The organism is Nostoc sp. DedVER02 (assembly GCF_034530675.2).
Lineage (GTDB): Bacteria > Cyanobacteriota > Cyanobacteriia > Cyanobacteriales > Nostocaceae > Nostoc.
This window is the reverse complement of record NZ_JAVRCP020000012.1, coordinates 24,632-41,072: the sequence shown is the minus strand read 5'-3', so window position 1 is coordinate 41,072 and position 16,441 is coordinate 24,632. Positions and strand designations below refer to the sequence as shown.

Below are 16,441 nucleotides of genomic sequence, written 5' to 3'. Positions count from 1 at the left end.
CATTGGTCAAATAACAAATGACCAATGACAAATGACAAAGAACAAAATATGAAACTGAAGCCACTTACTATTACTATCCTTACTTTTTGTGTTGCCGCTTTTTCTGGAATGAAAGCTGCCTCAGCTGCATCATTTTCAGTAATCGCCGACGGTCTATATAATGCCGGCGGACTGAGTTTTAGCCCTGATGGTAGTCTCTATGTTACAGAGGCGGGAATAGGGGGAAGTGGGGCTTGTGTTCCACCAGCAAGTGGTCAAGGCGATTCTTTATGTTATGGCACAAGTGGGGCAGTTACCAAAATAGAGAATGGTAAAACCGAACGTATACTTACAGGACTTCCTTCCTTAGCACTGCCAGATGGCACTGGAGCCGCAGGCCCTCGTGATATCAAATTTGATGCTACAGGTAAACCTTATGTTCTGATTGGGTATGGGGCTAATCCAACATTTCGCGATCGCAATTTAGGTGACACTGATCTTGGTAAAATCATCGCTCCCGATTTTAATACCAACTCCTGGACGAGTGTTGCCGATTTAGCTAACTATGAACTCGCCAACAATCCCGATGGTAGTGATGTCGGTAGCAATCCCTTGGGTTTTGTAATAGATGGCAATAAGTTAGTTGCATCAGATGCAGGTGCAAATGATTTACTCAGCTTTAATGCTAATGGCAGTGATTTACAAGCGATCGCTACATTCCCTGAAGACATATTAGCTAATCCCATCTTTCCATCCTCTGGTACTCCATCCAATGAACCGGCGCAAGTGCCATCTCAAGGTGAACAGGTGCGATCGTCGCAGTTTGCAACCCAAGCAGTACCCTCAAGTGTGGCAAAAGGCCCTGATGGCGCTTATTACGTCAGCCAATTTACTGGTTTTCCCTTCCCCGAAGGTGGGGCAAAAATCTATCGAGTCGGCGCTGATGGGACATCAACAGTTTTCGCCGATGGTTTTACCCAACTTACAGACTTGGAATTTGATGCTGAGGGCAACTTATATGCTTTGCAGTACGCCAATCAGTCAGCCTGGAAGGGTAATTTTGATGGTTCTGTGATCAAAATAGCTGCTGATGGCACTCGCACAACTCTCTTGAGTGGCGATGGATTAGAGTCACCTAGCGCCCTGACTATTGGTTCCGATGGTGCAATATACGTCACCAACCGAGGCGATCGCCCCGGACTTGGACAAGTTATCAGAATTGAGAATACCAAATCTATACCTGAACCTAGTTCTACTTTCGGCGTATTAGCGATCGCAGCCTTGGGCGTTGGTTGGTTACACAAGAAGAGAAGCCCCACACCTCCTAATACGGTTCGGTTAAAGGGTAAAGGGGAAAGGGAAAAGGTTTTGAATACATCTTTTCACCTTTACCCCTTACCCTTTACCCAGACCACAAGGAAAGTTAAAAATGCTTATCCGAACCGTATTGCCACACCTCCCATAAATCTCAAGTAAAGAGTTTCAAACCTATTGTGCGTTTCTCTAAGGCTGAGATTCGTTGTCTTCAAAACCATAAAGTTTACCACTTACTTAATTCTCAATCTCCAAAGGTATGAAACTCAAATCATTTACTCTTACACTATTGACTGTTTGTATTGCTGCGGTATCTGCACCTAAAGCAGCCGAAGCTGCAAGCTTAACAGTAGTTGCCGATGGTCTTAGTAATCCACGGGGAATCAGCTTTGATTCTGGCGGTAATATTTATGTTACAGAAAGTGGTTCTGGCGGTGATGGACAAGACGGAAGATGTATTGCATCACCTAGCGCAGGGTATATTCCTCTATGCGCTGGTCAGAATGGCTCCCTGATCAAAATTGCTCAGGACGGTACAAAAACAAGTATAATTTCCGATCTAACTTCTTTAGCACTATCACCTTCTGGGGAACAAGCAGCCGGCCCTGCGGATATCAAATTTGATTCTTCAGGTAACGCTTATCTTTTGACAGGTCTTGCAGGCGATCCAACTAATCGTGATACCGTTTTGAAATCGCCTGACCTTGGTAAATTATACAAGGTAGACTTAAATACTGGTGGGTTGACAACTCTTGCAGATTTTGGAAGTTATGAAACTGCTTATAATCCTGATGGTACTGATATAATTTCTAACCCCTATTCTTTTGCCATTGAAGGCAATACTGCTTACGTAGTTGATGGGGGCGGAAACAGTATATATTCTGTGGGACTCGATGGCAGTGGGATTAAAAATGTAGCTGCATTCCCTCAGAAAACGATAGATAAAAGTAAACTCGAATATCCCGATCTTGGGCCGGATGTAGATCCATCTGCGCTTCCCATAACACAGCAATCAGTACCGACTGGAATTGCGATCGCTCCAGATGGCAGTTTAACAGTTAGCGAATACACTTATTTTCCTTATCCAGAAGGAGAAGCGCGGATCTTTAGTGTCGATCCCAATACCTTGCAATCAAAAGTTATCGAAGATGGCTTTACACAGCTGACTGGCGTAGCTTATGACCCCGACGGCAACTTATACGCCTTGCAACACATCAATAGTTCCGAATGGAAAGAAATTCAACAGGGCGGTATTATCACTGGTGATATTAGTGGTTCTTTGATCAAAATAGCCACCGATGGAACTCGTGAAACTATTTGGAGTGGTGATGGACTAGAAGCTGCTTCTGGTATCACTTATGGCCCTGATGGTAATTTGTATATCGCTAACCGAGCCAGATTAGCAGGCACAGGACAAGTTATCAAGATCGATCCGAGAGTAGCCAAAGTCCCCGAACCCACCTCTGCAATCGGTCTGATAATTGCTGGTGCTTTAGGTGCAACTTCAATGGTGAAGCGCAAACGCAGCAAAGAATTAGTGAACGCAGAGACTGTCTAATTCCTGGTAAAGCTTACAGAATAGGCTGCTGCCTCATAGAGAAAGTTGCATTTCAAACAAGAGGCAGCAGCCCAAATTTTAGAGTTCCCTAACTGGGACTGGGAACGAAATTAGTCTAGGAACGAGTATACCTCATAGAACCAGGACTTAAAACTTATGGGATTAGTCAAAAATTTGTCACTTGCTATTCTTAGTACGGGATTCACCGTGTTGGCAACAGTAGCCCAAGCCAAGGCTGTAACATTAACTTACGATAGAAGTATCGGCAGTCCTGGCTTCGGCCCTGGTCAGCTATTTGTTCCCCAAGGTATAGCAGTAGATAGCCAAGGAAATACTCTCGTAGCTAACGGACGCGGTGTTAACCCGGATGGTACTCCTAACTACAACGTCGGTAACAAAATTGAAAAATTTAGTCCAAGCGGTGAGTATATTGGAGCAATTGGCTCCGGCGGCACAGGGCCTGGGCAGTTTGACGAGCCAACAACTGTAGACTTTAATCCAGTAACAGGGGATTTGTATGCAGGTGATGTCTACAACAACCGCATAAATCAATACGATTCTCAGGGTAACTTTATTAGATCCTTTGCAAATGGACAATTTACTGGTCTGATAGAAGGTAGATTGTTCTTTGGGCCATCTGGTGTAACCTTTGACAAAACTGGCAACGTGTACATCGGTGATTTTAATGGCGAAAGAATCCTTAAATTCACATCAGACGGACAGCAAATTGGTGTCATTGGTGGCAATGTTGGTACTGCACTTGGGCAATTCCAAGGTGTAGCAGGTATAAGAATTTCCCCAGTTAGTGGAAATATCTTTGTAGCTGACCAGTATAACAACCGCGTTCAAGTACTCGATCCAAATGGTAATCCTCTGTACTCATTTGGTTCAGCAGGTAGCGAACCTGGACAACTTCTTCAGCCAATTGGCATCGAACTGGACGAACAAGATAATGTTTATGTAGCTGATTCTATCAACAGCCGTGTTCAAGTATTTGATAAAAACGGTAACTTCTTGACTTCCTACGGTGAAAATGCACGCGATGCATCAGGTAATCCTGTAGCGCCTCCAGCATTAACTGGCCCTCCTTTTGGCGACCCCCTCGACCTTACTCCCGGCAGATTTAACTGGACGGGTGGCACAAGCTATAAAGATGGCAAGCTTTATGTGGGCGATTTCTTCCAAGGTCGCGTCCAAGTGATAAACGTAGAAGGCACAACTAAAGTACCTGAACCTAGTTCAGCATTGGGTTTAGCATTGCTTGGACTTGGGGCTGCTACCATGACATTGCAAAAACGTGGTCACTCGCTTCGTTCGAATTCAAAATTCAAAATTCAAAATTCAAAATTACAATCCCCATAAATAAATTTAGGGGTTTGAAAACTTGGACGCTATAAGCCTCGTACTTCGTATCTTGGCTTATATTTTTTACCTTTTCCATAAATCAATTCAGAGTTCGTAGTAAGGACTTCAGTCCTTATTTTCTAAGCACTAAAGTGCTTACTACAAACTTTTCATTACTAGCTTGACAGACTACTAATATAGGAATCATATTTGATTTTTGAACTAAATTAGGTAATGCTTCGCGGTAACACACCCTACTTGTAATTACGAATTACGTTCGCGTAGCGTGCCGGAGGCTCTACTACGAATTACGAATTAAAAATCAAGGTGCTTCCAGGAAATTAACAACTCATGCACATTCTGATTTATTCATACAACTATCATCCAGAACCAATTGGTATTGCACCTTTGATGACTGAACTAGCAGAAGGGCTGGTGAAGCGTGGGCATCAAGTGCGGGTAATCACAGGTATGCCTAATTATCCTCAGCGTCAAATTTATGACGGTTATCAAGGTAAGTTATATGTTACTGAACAAAAAAATGGTGTCAAAATTCAGCGTAGTTACCTGCGGATTAAGTCTAAACCTAACCTTATAGATCGGTTATTGCTAGAGTTGAGTTTTGTGTTTACAAGTTTGCCACAAGCACTCAAGGGTAAACGACCTGATGTAATTCTTTTAACAGTACCGCCGTTATTAGTTTGTTTACCTGCAACTTTGATAAGTTGGCTATACAACTGCCCATTAGTGCTAAACGTGCAAGATATCCTCCCGGAAGCTGGTGTGCGTGTTGGACTAATTAAGAATAAGTTGATGATTCAAGCTCTGGAAGCTTTAGAAAAATTTGCTTATCGAACTGCACATACTATTAGCGTAATAGCCGATGGCTTTGTAGATAATTTAAAAAATAAAGGTGTACCTGCTAATAAAATAGCCTGCATTCCCAATTGGGTAAATCTAAATTTTATCCGTCCTTTACCGAAAGAAAATAACTCTTGGAGAGCTACCCATCAACTTGATGGTAAATTTGTAGTACTTTATTCAGGTAATATTGCTCTCACACAAGGTTTGGAGACAGTAATAGAAGCAGCAGCCCGTTTACGTCATCTAAAAGAAATTGTCTTTGTCGTAGCTGGTGAATCCAAAGCCCTGGAAAGGTTGCAAAAGCATTGTCTTGCTTGTGGTGCAGATAACGTTTTGCTTTTACCGTTGGAAGTGCGAGAAAAACTACCACAAATGTTAGCAGCCGCAGATGTGGGGCTGATTGTGCAAAAGCGGAATGTGATTTCCTTCAATATGCCTTCTAAAATACCACTGTTGTTAGCTAGTGGTCGCCCAATTGTGGGTTCAGTTCCGGCCGCCGGAACTGCTGCAAGAGCTATCAGAAAAAGTGGCGGTGGTGTTATCGTTGAGCCTGAGTCAGCAGATGCTTTGGCTGCGGCGGTGCTGAATTTATATCATCAACCGGAATTAGCAGCGCAATTAGGACGTAAGGGAAGAAAGTTTGCGGTAGAAAACTATTCCTTTGAGCAAGCGCTAGACCGATATGAAGAGTTATTTGCTGATGCGATCGCTAAAAAAGCAACAAACTTGGATATCTTACCAGAAATAAGTTCTAAAGAATCACTTGTTGATATTTGAAAATTGGGGACGCGAAAAATGCCTCTGAAATCCTCTTATTCAGATCAGCTTAAAAAAACTGACCAGAGCTTGATCGCCTTACTTAGCGATCGCATATCATTATTAGCAGCATCAGAACAGCCTTCTTTAGATGAACAATTGGCTGATGTCGCTCCCCTACTCGCTCAAGCTGGTATTCCTGAGTCTGTTTGGGCGGGTGTAGTTAAGAGTTGTCATGCCAGTATCCCTAAATCTGCCACAAATCATGTCATTCCCCGACAAGTTACCATCATCGGTGGACACGGCAGGATGGGAAGATTATTTAAAGAGCAGCTTTCAATAGTAGGTCACAATGTTAGCGTTCTCGAACATGATGATTGGGAATATGCAGAGCAATTGTTAAGTCAGGCAGAATTAGTATTAGTAAGCGTTCCTATTGAATATACGGTTGATGTTATCAAGCGGGCAGCAAAATATCTCACCCCGACTACAGCTTTGTGTGATATCACAAGTATTAAAACGCAGCCTACTCAAGCAATGCTCGAACACCATTGTGGCCCTGTTATGGGTTTACATCCCATGTTTGGGCCAAATATCAAATCGTTTTTAGGACAAAAGGTGGTAGTGTGTCCCGGTCGAAACGATGATTCATTTCAATGGTTATTAGATTTTCTCAAAAGTAAAGGCGGTGAGTTAATTGTTTGCACGCCTGAAGAACACGATCAAATGATGGTGGTTATTCAAGCTACGCAGCATTTCTGTAGATTTAGTCTTGGTGTTTTCTTAGCACAAGCAAGAGTTGAGATAGAACAAAGTTTAACAATGTCAACTCCTAATTATCGTCAAGAAATTGATATTGTGAAACGTTTGTTTTCTCAAAATCCTAATTTATGTGTTGATATTATGCTAGCTACTGAAGAAAGATGTAATGCTATTAGCTTTTTGGCTAATACTTACAGTCGGTTGGCTAGACTGGTGGCTAGGAAGGATAGGGAGGCATTAATTAAAGAATTTGAGAATACTCAAAGTTTTTTTGAAGGTAAAATTAATAGTTTTCTCCAGCCTTTAAATACAACTGGTATCCAAAGAGATTTTAAAGCGCAGAATATTGGCATTTGAATAATAATTTTTTATGAGGAACGAACCGCGAAGGGCGCAAAGGGCACGAAGGAAGAAAGAGAGAGAGAGGCAATAAAATTTAAGGCAGCTTCATTAAGAAATAGATGAATAAGGAAAAGTATGCTGATAGATATCTTTCATGATACTGTTTGTCCTTGGTGCAGAATTGGGAAAAAGCATCTGTTTGATGCATTGGTACAATGGCAAGAACAAGAGGTAAATATCCGATGGCATCCTTTTCTTCTGGATAATACTGTTCCTGTTGAGGGGTACGAATTTCGTAGTTTTATGCAAGATAGAAAGGGGATTAAAGCGGAATATCTGCAATATCTGTTTGATTATACGCAACGCGCAGGTGAGGCGGCTGGAGTTAAGCTAGATTTTGAAAAAATCCGTTTGGCTGTCAATACTAAGCTTTCTCATCAACTGATTGCACTAACACCCGCAAACGTAAAAAATGATATCGTAGAAGCAATTTATAGAGCTTACTTTGAAGAGGGTTTGAATATTGGAGATATTAACGTTATTGTTGCAATCGGTACAGCATACCAGATGGATAGTACCGAATTGAAGTTGCAATTAAGCGATCCTGATGTAGCTGATGCAGTTGTTACTGAATCGGAATTTGCTCGGTTAAATGGCTTCAACAGTGTGCCGTTTTTTATCATGAATAATCAAGTCAAGGTAAATGGTTCTCGCTCGGTAGAGGTTTTCCTTGAAGCTTTGAATAGTGCTGCACTTTTAGATATACCCGCAAGAAAATGATTGTTGACATCAAGCAAAAAAGTAGATTAATTCATCAACGTGTTTCGGTTACTTTTAACTATGAGGTTTACTTTACCCAAAACTTATTTGAGTTGAAAAACCCCACACTAGCGCAAGTGGTAACGGCAGATGAGGAGGCCAAGCCGAAGAAAGTAGTTGCGGTGGTAGATGCAGGAATATTAAAGTATCAACCGGAATTGGTGAAGCAATTAGTTGCGTATACCAAGTTTTATGGAGAGGTACTAGCGATCGCAGCCGAACCCATGATAATTTCGGGCGGAGAAGCTGCCAAAAACGATCGCACTTTAGTAGAGCAAATCCAGCAACTCATTGAAACAGCCGGATTATGTCGCCATTCTTATGTGTTAGCGATCGGGGGCGGGGCGGTATTGGATTTGGTAGGATACGCTGCTGCAACTGCTCACCGGGGAATTCGTCTGATTCGGGTTCCGACAACGGTGTTAGCGCAAAATGATTCTGGGGTTGGAGTAAAAAACGGCATCAATGCCTTTGGTAAAAAGAACTTTCTCGGCACATTTGCGCCACCTTATGCAGTTATAAATGACTCTGCGTTCTTGACAAGCCTAGACGATCGCGATTGGCGTTCCGGGATTGCAGAAGCCGTGAAAGTGGCGCTGATTAAGGATGCTAAGTTTTTTGATTATATCCATTCTCACAGCAAAGCCTTGGGGCGGCGAGACATGGATGCTATGCAACAAGTTATCTATCGTTGCGCCCAGTTGCATTTAGAACATATTGCTAATAGCGGCGATCCTTTTGAAATGGGTTCCTCTCGCCCCCTGGATTTTGGACATTGGGCGGCTCATAAATTGGAGCATTTGACAAATTATCGCTTGCGTCATGGTGAAGCCGTTGCGATCGGTATCGCTTTGGATAGCACTTATTCTTATTTAGCAGGATTGCTTGATTGTTCAGAATGGCAACGGATATTAAATACTTTATCGGCGTTGGGTTTCACGCTGTATGTGCCAGAAATGGTTGAAAATTTATCACAACTAGAACATCCTGATTGTTTGTTCCGGGGTTTAACTGAGTTCCGCGAACATTTGGGGGGAGAGTTGACTTTAATGTTGCTAAAAAGTATTGGGAAGGGCATTGAGGTTCATGAGGTGAATTTGTTGTTGTATAGGCAAGCGATATCACTGTTGCGGGAATTTTAGGATCGTAAAATTATCCCTTTCAAAGTGGGTAAAAATTAGGGTTCATAATATTCATCTTTACTCTGTGCCCTCTGCGCCTTTGTCGTTCAATAAACTTTTAAACCGCAGAGGCACAGAGAACACTGAGAAATAACAACAGATTTGACGAGGCATATTGAAAGGCTAGATCAATACAGTTCAGTTAAGCATTTATTCTTTTTCTTCCTTTGTGTCCTTTGCGGTTCGTTAAAAGTAGAGACTTAATACTAAGTCTTGAGATAAATTACTACTTTTGAGAGAGGTAAATAGTTTTAAGTACATTATCAAAAGAAGCAATAAAAAATTAGTATAAAAAAAACGAATAAATTGACATTTAATCGAAAAATTATTCAATGTATTATTTGCTTGATCTCTAGTACTCTTAAATAAGAAGTAAAAAGTTTTTAATTACCTTTTTCACAAATAATCCGTAAATTTAAATAGGCTGCTTTAGATTGATATCAAATATTTAATTTGTTATTTTTCTATAAACAATTACTAATAACCATTAATAGCTTTTGATCAATGACTAATAAATTTTACAAAGGAATTACCTATGATTTTTAATTCCCGTTCTTACAAAACCCTTGGTGGCGTAAGTGTTTATCGCTCCATCACCGAAGTGAAGATGGACACCGCTCTCGAAGATATTCTGTTTCACTTAAATTCTCAACGTGGCGGCTTGCTAAGAAGCAGCTACGAATATCCAGGCAGATATAAAAGATGGGCTATCGGATTTGTCAATCCACCATTGGAATTAAGTACACAAGAAAATGCTTTCAATTTGATAGCGTTGAATGAACGCGGTCAAGTACTTCTACCATTACTATTTGAGTGTTTATCCAACTCAATTCAACTTGAGAAAGTTATTCTAGACAATAATAGTATTGTCGGTTTTATTAAAGCTAGTACTAGTAAGAGATTATTTACTGAAGAAGAACGCAGTAAGCAACCTTCAGCATTTACAGTCGTCCGTGAAATTCTCCACACTTTTTCTAGCCAAGAAGATGAGCATTTAGGATTGTATGGGGCTTTTGGTTATGACTTAGTTTTTCAGTTTGAACCAATTACCCAACGTCTAGAACGTCCTACAGATCAGCGCGATTTGGTGCTTTATCTGCCTGATGAATTGATAGTTGTTGATTACTATCAACAAAGCGCATTTCGCTTGCAATATGATTTTGAAACACCGCACGGTAGTACAAAGAATTTACCTCGAACAGGTGAGTCTGTTGATTATCGTGGAAAACATCTTCTCCCAAATCAAACTGCTGACCATAAAGTAGGCGAATATGGGAAAAAAGTTGAGTCTGCACTCGATTATTTCCGCAGAGGCGATTTATTTGAAGTTGTTCCTAGCCAAAACTTTTTTGAAGGCTATGAAGATGAACCCAGTAAATTATTTGAAACTTTAAAGGATATAAATCCTAGTCCTTATGGGTTTATTTTTAATTTAGGTGGAGAATATCTGATTGGCGCATCTCCAGAAATGTTTGTACGAGTTGAAGGGAAGCGGGTAGAAACTTGTCCTATTAGTGGCACTATTAGCCGGGGACTAGATGCTCTTGATGATGCGGTGCAAATTCGTCAGTTACTCAACTCTCACAAAGATGAAGCTGAGTTGACCATGTGTACTGATGTTGATCGCAATGACAAATCCCGAATCTGCGAACCTGGTTCAGTACAAGTCATTGGTCGTCGCCAAATTGAATTATACAGCCACCTGATTCATACAGTCGATCATGTTGAAGGAACACTGCGATCGCAATTTGATGCCTTAGATGCCTTTCTTTCCCACACTTGGGCGGTTACAGTCACCGGCGCACCTAAAAAAGCCGCAATAGATTTTATTGAACAGCATGAACGTAGCGCCCGCCGTTGGTATGGTGGCGCAGTCGGTTATTTAAACTTCAATGGGAATTTAAATACTGGCTTAATTCTGCGGACAATCCGATTAAAAGATTGCATTGCTGAGGTGCGAGTCGGTGCTACTGTTCTTTATGACTCCATACCCCAAGCAGAAGAACAAGAAACAATCACCAAAGCGGCTGCTTTATTTGAAACAATTCGCCGTGTTAAGCAAAGCAGTCAGAAAATTGATGAATCCAGTTCTAAAAAATCAACTAAAATCCTACCTTGTGCAGAAGGTGGCAAACGCATCTTACTAATAGACTATGAAGATTCTTTTGTTCATACATTAGCTAATTACATTCGCCAAACTGGTGCAAGCGTCACCACACTCCGTCATGGTTTCTCGGAATCATTATTCGATACAGAACGCCCAGACTTAGTTGTTTTATCTCCCGGGCCTGGTAGACCAAGTGATTTTCGGGTTCCTCAAACTGTCGGTGCTATCCTTCATCGCAAAATTCCCATTTTCGGAGTTTGTCTAGGGCTGCAAGGCATCGTTGAAGCTTTTGATGGACAATTGGGAGTTCTCAACTATCCTCAACATGGGAAATCTTCACGGATTTTCGTTACTGATTCCGATTCCGTTACCTTCAAGAATTTACCAGAATCCTTTACCGTGGGTAGATATCACTCATTATTTGCTCTCCCCGAATATTTACCCAAAGAACTGAAGGTGACAGCGATTTCTGATGACAACGTAATTATGGCTATTGAACATCAGACACTTCCCATCGCCGCCGTTCAATTTCATCCAGAATCAATCATGACTCTAGCGGGGGAAGTCGGTCTGGAAATCATTAAAAACGTGGTGCGTGCATATACAACTAAAGAGTCATTAGTCATTGGTCATTAGTCATTGGTCATTAGTTATTCTCCCTGCTCCCCTACTAACAAATTATGACTAACCAAGTCACCGCTTCCCGTCATATTCTTGAAGAGATTGTGTTGCATAAAAGGCAAGAAGTTGCACAGATGCAGGAGGAATTTCCTTTAGCTTCTTTGCAGCAGCAGTTAATTACGGCTCCACCTGTCCGAAATTTCTTAGCTGCTTTACAACAAAATCCTAGCCAACCTAGCTTAATTGCCGAGGTAAAAAAGGCATCACCTAGCCGTGGGATTATTCGGGCAGATTTTGATCCAATTGCGATCGCTCTAGCTTATGAACGAGGCGGTGCAGCTTGTCTATCAGTCCTCACCGATCATAAGTTCTTTCAGGGCAGTTTTGACAATCTGCGGCGTGTGCGATCGCAGATTGCATTACCCCTACTCTGCAAAGAATTTATCATCGACCCCTATCAAATCTATCTAGCACGGACAGCAGGTGCAGATGCAGTTTTGTTGATTGCCGCTATTTTATCAGACCAAGAATTACAAAACTTTCTGCAAGTAATTCATGATTTGGGCATGACTGCACTGGTAGAAGTCCATACCTTGGCTGAATTAAATAGAGTTCTTAAGCTTGACGACTTACATTTAGTAGGAATCAACAATCGCAACCTAGAAGATTTTACGGTTGATTTAGGAATAACCCAGCAACTTTTAGCACAGCGCCAGCAATATTTGCAAAGCTTAGATATCACCGTCGTCAGTGAATCAGGACTGTATACACCTGCTGATTTATCTCTTGTTGCTGAAGCTGGTGTGCGTGCGGTTTTAGTCGGAGAGTCTTTAGTCAAACAAAGCGATGTAGAACAAGCTGTGCGTACTTTACTAACACTCGATCCTCTCTAAAACAATACGAGTATTTCTTTCTTCTCTTCCTTCGCGTTCTTTGCGCCTTCGCGGTTCGTTAAAAAAATTACTTTGATAAAGAGTTAAACCTTAACTGAATCGTATCGCTTTCTAAGACCCCTGGAAGGATCTTTGCCAAAACAGGCTTCATGCAGAAGACGGGTTAAGGGGAAATTTAAAGGTAAAAAAATACTTCTTCCCTTTTCCCTTCCCCATTAACCCTTTCCCTATTTATTTTGCTTTGAGGCAATTGTATGAAAGCGATGGTAATGACAAACTTCGGAAACCCAGAAGTCTTTACAGAAACCGAAGTTGATAAACCGACACCAAAGAACAACGAAGTTTTAGTTAAGGTTTATGCCACCTCAGTCAACCCCGCAGACTGCGGGATGCGCCAAGGAATTTTCGGCCCAAGGGTTAAACTACCTGCAATTCTGGGCTTTGACGTTTCCGGTGTCGTTGAGGCAGTTGGCGAAAATGTTAAAGATTTTCAGGTAGGTGACGAAGTTTATTATTCCATCGCACATGATGAAGGCGGCGGTGCTAATGCGGAGTATCATGTCGCAAATGAATCAACTATTGCCAAAAAGCCCACAAATGTATCTCATTTAGAAGCTGCTAGCGTACCTGTGGCAGGGGGTACAGCCTGGGCTGCACTCATCACTAGAGCAAATATCAAAGTTGGTGAAACCGTGTTGATTCATGGTGGTGCTGGTGGTGTCGGCACATTCGCCATTCAAATAGCTAAAGCGGCAGGCGCTTACGTTTATACAACCTGCGGCGGTTATGATGCCGATTTTGTCAAGTCCATAGGTGCAGATAGAGCGATAGATTACCGCAAAGAAGACTTTATCAACATTATTATGCAGGAAACCAATGGTAAAGGAGTTGATGTAACCTTTACTACTGTTGGCGGTGAAATTTTAGCCAAAAGTTTGGTTGTTACAAAGGCTGAAGGTCGCGCTGTTACTGTCACAGGAGTTGCAGGTGACTTTAATATCGCTATCTTCAAAAATATTACTATCCATTTTGTCCACTTAGATAAAACCCGCCCCAAGCTTGATGCTCTAAGAACCTTAATTGAACGAGGTCAAATCAAACCCGTTGTTGAGAAGACTTTTGGATTTCATCAGCTAGCCCAAGCACATCAAACGCTTGAAGAAGGCGGCGAGGCTGTACGCGGCAAGATTGTTGTACAGGTTGTATAAATTAATGTTTATGGTTTATCGCTCATGGTTAATTTGCGCCTTTCTGTAAACCATTACCTATTACTAGAATCTCCAACCTTAAATAATGAAGCTTTGATACTCATTAAAGGAGATAAAAGGCTCATTAAAGGAGCTAAAAGCCTCATTAACGGAGATAAAAGGCTCATTAAAGGAGATAAAAGCCTCATTAAAGGAGATAAAAGCCTCATTAACGGAGATAAAAGGCTCATTAAAGGAGCTAAAAGCCTCATTAAAGGAGCTAAAAGCCTCATTAAAGGAGCTAAAAGCCTCAATGACAAAAAATATAGCGTGAACATCGCTAATTCCTAAATGTTGATTCTTTCAAAATTATTAACTAATCATTAACTATTTTTCAAAATGACTTCTATCTCTGATTCTTTTCAAAGTTTACGCGATCGCCAACAGTGTGCTTTAATCCCCTTTATCACAGCAGGCGATCCTAACTTAGAAACCACTGCCCAAGCTTTACGTATCTTAGATCGCAACGGCGCTGACTTCATCGAGTTGGGCATTCCCTACTCCGATCCTCTCGCAGATGGGCCTGTAATTCAAGCAGCCGCAACTCGCGCTTTACAAAAAGGCACGAAATTAGAGCAAGTATTAGAGATGTTGGAAGGTGTAACTCCTACCTTGAAAGCGCCAATCATTCTATTTACTTATTACAATCCCATTTTGCACCGGGGTATTAAGACATTTTTGGCGCAAATTGCCACTGCTGGGGTGCAAGGCTTGGTAGTGCCAGACTTGCCCTTAGAAGAAGCAGAAGAATTAATCCAAACTGCTGCCTCTTTTGAGATTGAGGTAATTTTGCTTGTAGCACCTACTAGTTCTAAAGATAGGATTTTAGCGATCGCTCGTCAATCTCAGGGTTTTATCTACCTGGTAAGTGTTACAGGCGTTACAGGTATCCGCGCTCAAATCCAAGACCGCGTAAAAGATTTAATTACAGATTTGCGAAGCGTCACCGACAAACCCATCGGCGTTGGTTTTGGTATTTCCGGGCCAGAACAAGCGCATCAAGTAATGGAATGGGGAGCAGATGCCGTGATTGTTGGTAGTGCCTTTGTCAAACGGTTAGCCGAAGGTAGCCCAACCGAAAGATTACAAGCAGTAGAAAAGCTTTGTCAGGAACTTAAAACAGCAATTACCCCAGTATCCCTGCAACAAGTTGTTTCCGCAAAGTAAAAAAGCTCTCTTTCCTGTCTCTGCGTTCTCTGCGCGGCAGTCGCTCATGGGGAAACCCCCAAGACCGCGCTGCCTTGCCTCTGTGGTTCGATAAAGAATAACGAACCGCAAAGGGCGCAAAGGTCGCAAAGAAAGATTCGTAGGTTGGGTTGAACGGAGTGAAACCCAACAAAGCCCTGCTCCCTGCTCCATTAAGACCATGAAATTTCTGCTGAAATCTGTCAAAATATTCATTTATAGCTTACTTATAGTTACCACCTGTGCCCTTGCAGTCTTCGCCCACGATCGCATTGACTACAGACAAGACAAAGACTATAGGTATGAAAATCTTCGGGGGCAATACGCTCAATTAGCTGTAAGAAAGAACGTAACTGACCTGACACCAGCAGAGAAAACAGCCTTCGTCAAGGCTATCAAAACCTTAAAAACTATAATTCCCCCAGGTAGCAAGGTCAGTATTTACGACCAATTCGTTGCTATACATCTTGGGGCAACACGCTTGATTCATAATCATCAAGGACATTCCAATGGTTCCGTTCAAGAACTTGCTCATGAAAATGCTGCATTTTTCCCTTGGCATCGAGAATATATCCGCAGATTTGAACAAGCTTTGCAAGCAGTAGACCGAACTGTAACTCTGCCATACTGGGATTGGACAGACCCCAAATCACTTGATGTAGTTTTTAACGATGACTTTCTTGGTTCTAACGGTCAAGGAGAAACCATCAAAATTCCAAATCAGGGAGATTTTACAGGCGGGCCTGTACAAACAGGGGCTTTTGCTGCTGCTTATGGCTGGATTCTGAATCCAGAATTAAATCTTGACCCAGATACCGGAACATCATTAGGGACATCACTTGTACGCTTTCTGAAAGTACCTCCTGCTACTGATTATCCAGTGCCCAAAAAAGATGTTGAGCGTGCGCTGAGTCTTAATGACTATTCTCTATTTCGCCCTGCATTGGAAGGATTTATCTCTGTAGATGAGCAGGGTAATGTCACCCCCGGAGGATTCATTCACAATTACATTCATGGTTTAGTGGGTGGGGCGCAGATAGACGTGAGTACAACACCCATAACATTTAAAGGTTTGGGAACTATGAGCAATATACCAAGTTCCCCTTACGATCCAGTGTTTTGGTTGCATCATGCCAACGTAGACCGCCTCTGGGCCCAATGGCAAGAAAACGGTCATAAAGGTAGCGATTTTTATCCTGCCGATGGTCAGCCTTACGGTCACAATCTTAAAGACCTAATGTGGCCTTGGGACGGCGGAATGTCTACCCCCAAAGCTACGGCATTAGGAAATTTACTATCCCTATTACCAAAATTTAACCCTAAAGATTTGGTACGCCCTATAGACGTTTTGAATCACAAGGAACTGGGTTATACCTACGAAACCTGGGAAAGGAAAAGGGCAGGGAGCAGGGAGCAGGGGGAGGGAAAGTCGTAGTGAAGTTCAGAATTGGATAATTTCTTTTCTGGAA

At 41.9% G+C, this 16,441-nt stretch carries 13 protein-coding genes; all 13 read left to right on the top strand.

The genetic code is table 11. The features are described 5' to 3' along the window. Positions 1–24 precede the first annotated feature (24 nt). Entirely contained in the window at positions 25–1,455 is a 1,431-nt protein-coding gene (locus tag RMZ41_RS14095; protein WP_322642873.1) for a ScyD/ScyE family protein, read from the top strand. Positions 1,456–1,552: 97 nt separating this feature from the next. After that, the gene (locus tag RMZ41_RS14090; protein WP_322642872.1) at positions 1,553–2,851 is read left to right on the top strand and encodes a ScyD/ScyE family protein; all 1,299 of its coding nucleotides are present in this window, start codon (positions 1,553–1,555) and stop codon (positions 2,849–2,851) included. A 156-nt stretch (positions 2,852–3,007) separates the two neighbouring features. After that, positions 3,008–4,213 carry a scytonemin biosynthesis PEP-CTERM protein ScyF gene (gene scyF, locus RMZ41_RS14085; RefSeq protein ID WP_322642871.1) on the top strand — a complete coding sequence of 402 codons (1,206 nt, stop codon included), beginning with the start codon at positions 3,008–3,010 and terminating at the stop codon, positions 4,211–4,213. A 333-nt stretch (positions 4,214–4,546) separates the two neighbouring features. Then, on the top strand, positions 4,547–5,836 hold the full coding sequence (locus RMZ41_RS14080) for a glycosyltransferase family 4 protein (protein WP_322642870.1): 1,290 nt from the start codon (positions 4,547–4,549) through the stop codon (positions 5,834–5,836). Positions 5,837–5,854: 18 nt separating this feature from the next. Next, positions 5,855–6,934, top strand: coding sequence for a bifunctional chorismate mutase/prephenate dehydrogenase (tyrA, locus tag RMZ41_RS14075; RefSeq protein ID WP_322642869.1), 1,080 nt, complete (start codon positions 5,855–5,857; stop codon positions 6,932–6,934). Positions 6,935–7,054: 120 nt separating this feature from the next. Then, on the top strand, positions 7,055–7,699 hold the full coding sequence (locus RMZ41_RS14070) for a DsbA family oxidoreductase (RefSeq protein ID WP_322642868.1): 645 nt from the start codon (positions 7,055–7,057) through the stop codon (positions 7,697–7,699). Next, on the top strand, positions 7,696–8,880 hold the full coding sequence (locus RMZ41_RS14065; RefSeq protein WP_322642867.1) for a 3-dehydroquinate synthase: 1,185 nt from the start codon (positions 7,696–7,698) through the stop codon (positions 8,878–8,880). The genes RMZ41_RS14070 and RMZ41_RS14065 overlap by 4 nt, the downstream gene beginning before the upstream one ends. A 574-nt stretch (positions 8,881–9,454) precedes the next feature. Further along, on the top strand, positions 9,455–11,662 hold the full coding sequence (locus tag RMZ41_RS14060; protein ID WP_322642866.1) for an anthranilate synthase: 2,208 nt from the start codon (positions 9,455–9,457) through the stop codon (positions 11,660–11,662). A 44-nt stretch (positions 11,663–11,706) separates the two neighbouring features. Then, entirely contained in the window at positions 11,707–12,540 is an 834-nt protein-coding gene (trpC, locus tag RMZ41_RS14055) for an indole-3-glycerol phosphate synthase TrpC (RefSeq protein ID WP_322642865.1), read from the top strand. Between the two features lie 269 nt (positions 12,541–12,809). Further along, entirely contained in the window at positions 12,810–13,748 is a 939-nt protein-coding gene (locus tag RMZ41_RS14050) for a zinc-dependent alcohol dehydrogenase family protein (RefSeq protein ID WP_322642864.1), read from the top strand. A 24-nt stretch (positions 13,749–13,772) separates the two neighbouring features. Next, positions 13,773–14,078, top strand: a complete 306-nt coding sequence (locus RMZ41_RS14045) for a hypothetical protein (RefSeq protein WP_322734375.1) — start codon at positions 13,773–13,775, stop codon at positions 14,076–14,078. 48 nt (positions 14,079–14,126) lie between these two features. Next, the gene (gene trpA / locus RMZ41_RS14040) at positions 14,127–14,954 is read left to right on the top strand and encodes a tryptophan synthase subunit alpha (RefSeq protein WP_322642863.1); all 828 of its coding nucleotides are present in this window, start codon (positions 14,127–14,129) and stop codon (positions 14,952–14,954) included. A gap of 199 nt (positions 14,955–15,153) precedes the next feature. Beyond that, positions 15,154–16,407, top strand: coding sequence for a tyrosinase family protein (locus tag RMZ41_RS14035; protein WP_322642862.1), 1,254 nt, complete (start codon positions 15,154–15,156; stop codon positions 16,405–16,407). Positions 16,408–16,441 lie beyond the last annotated feature (34 nt).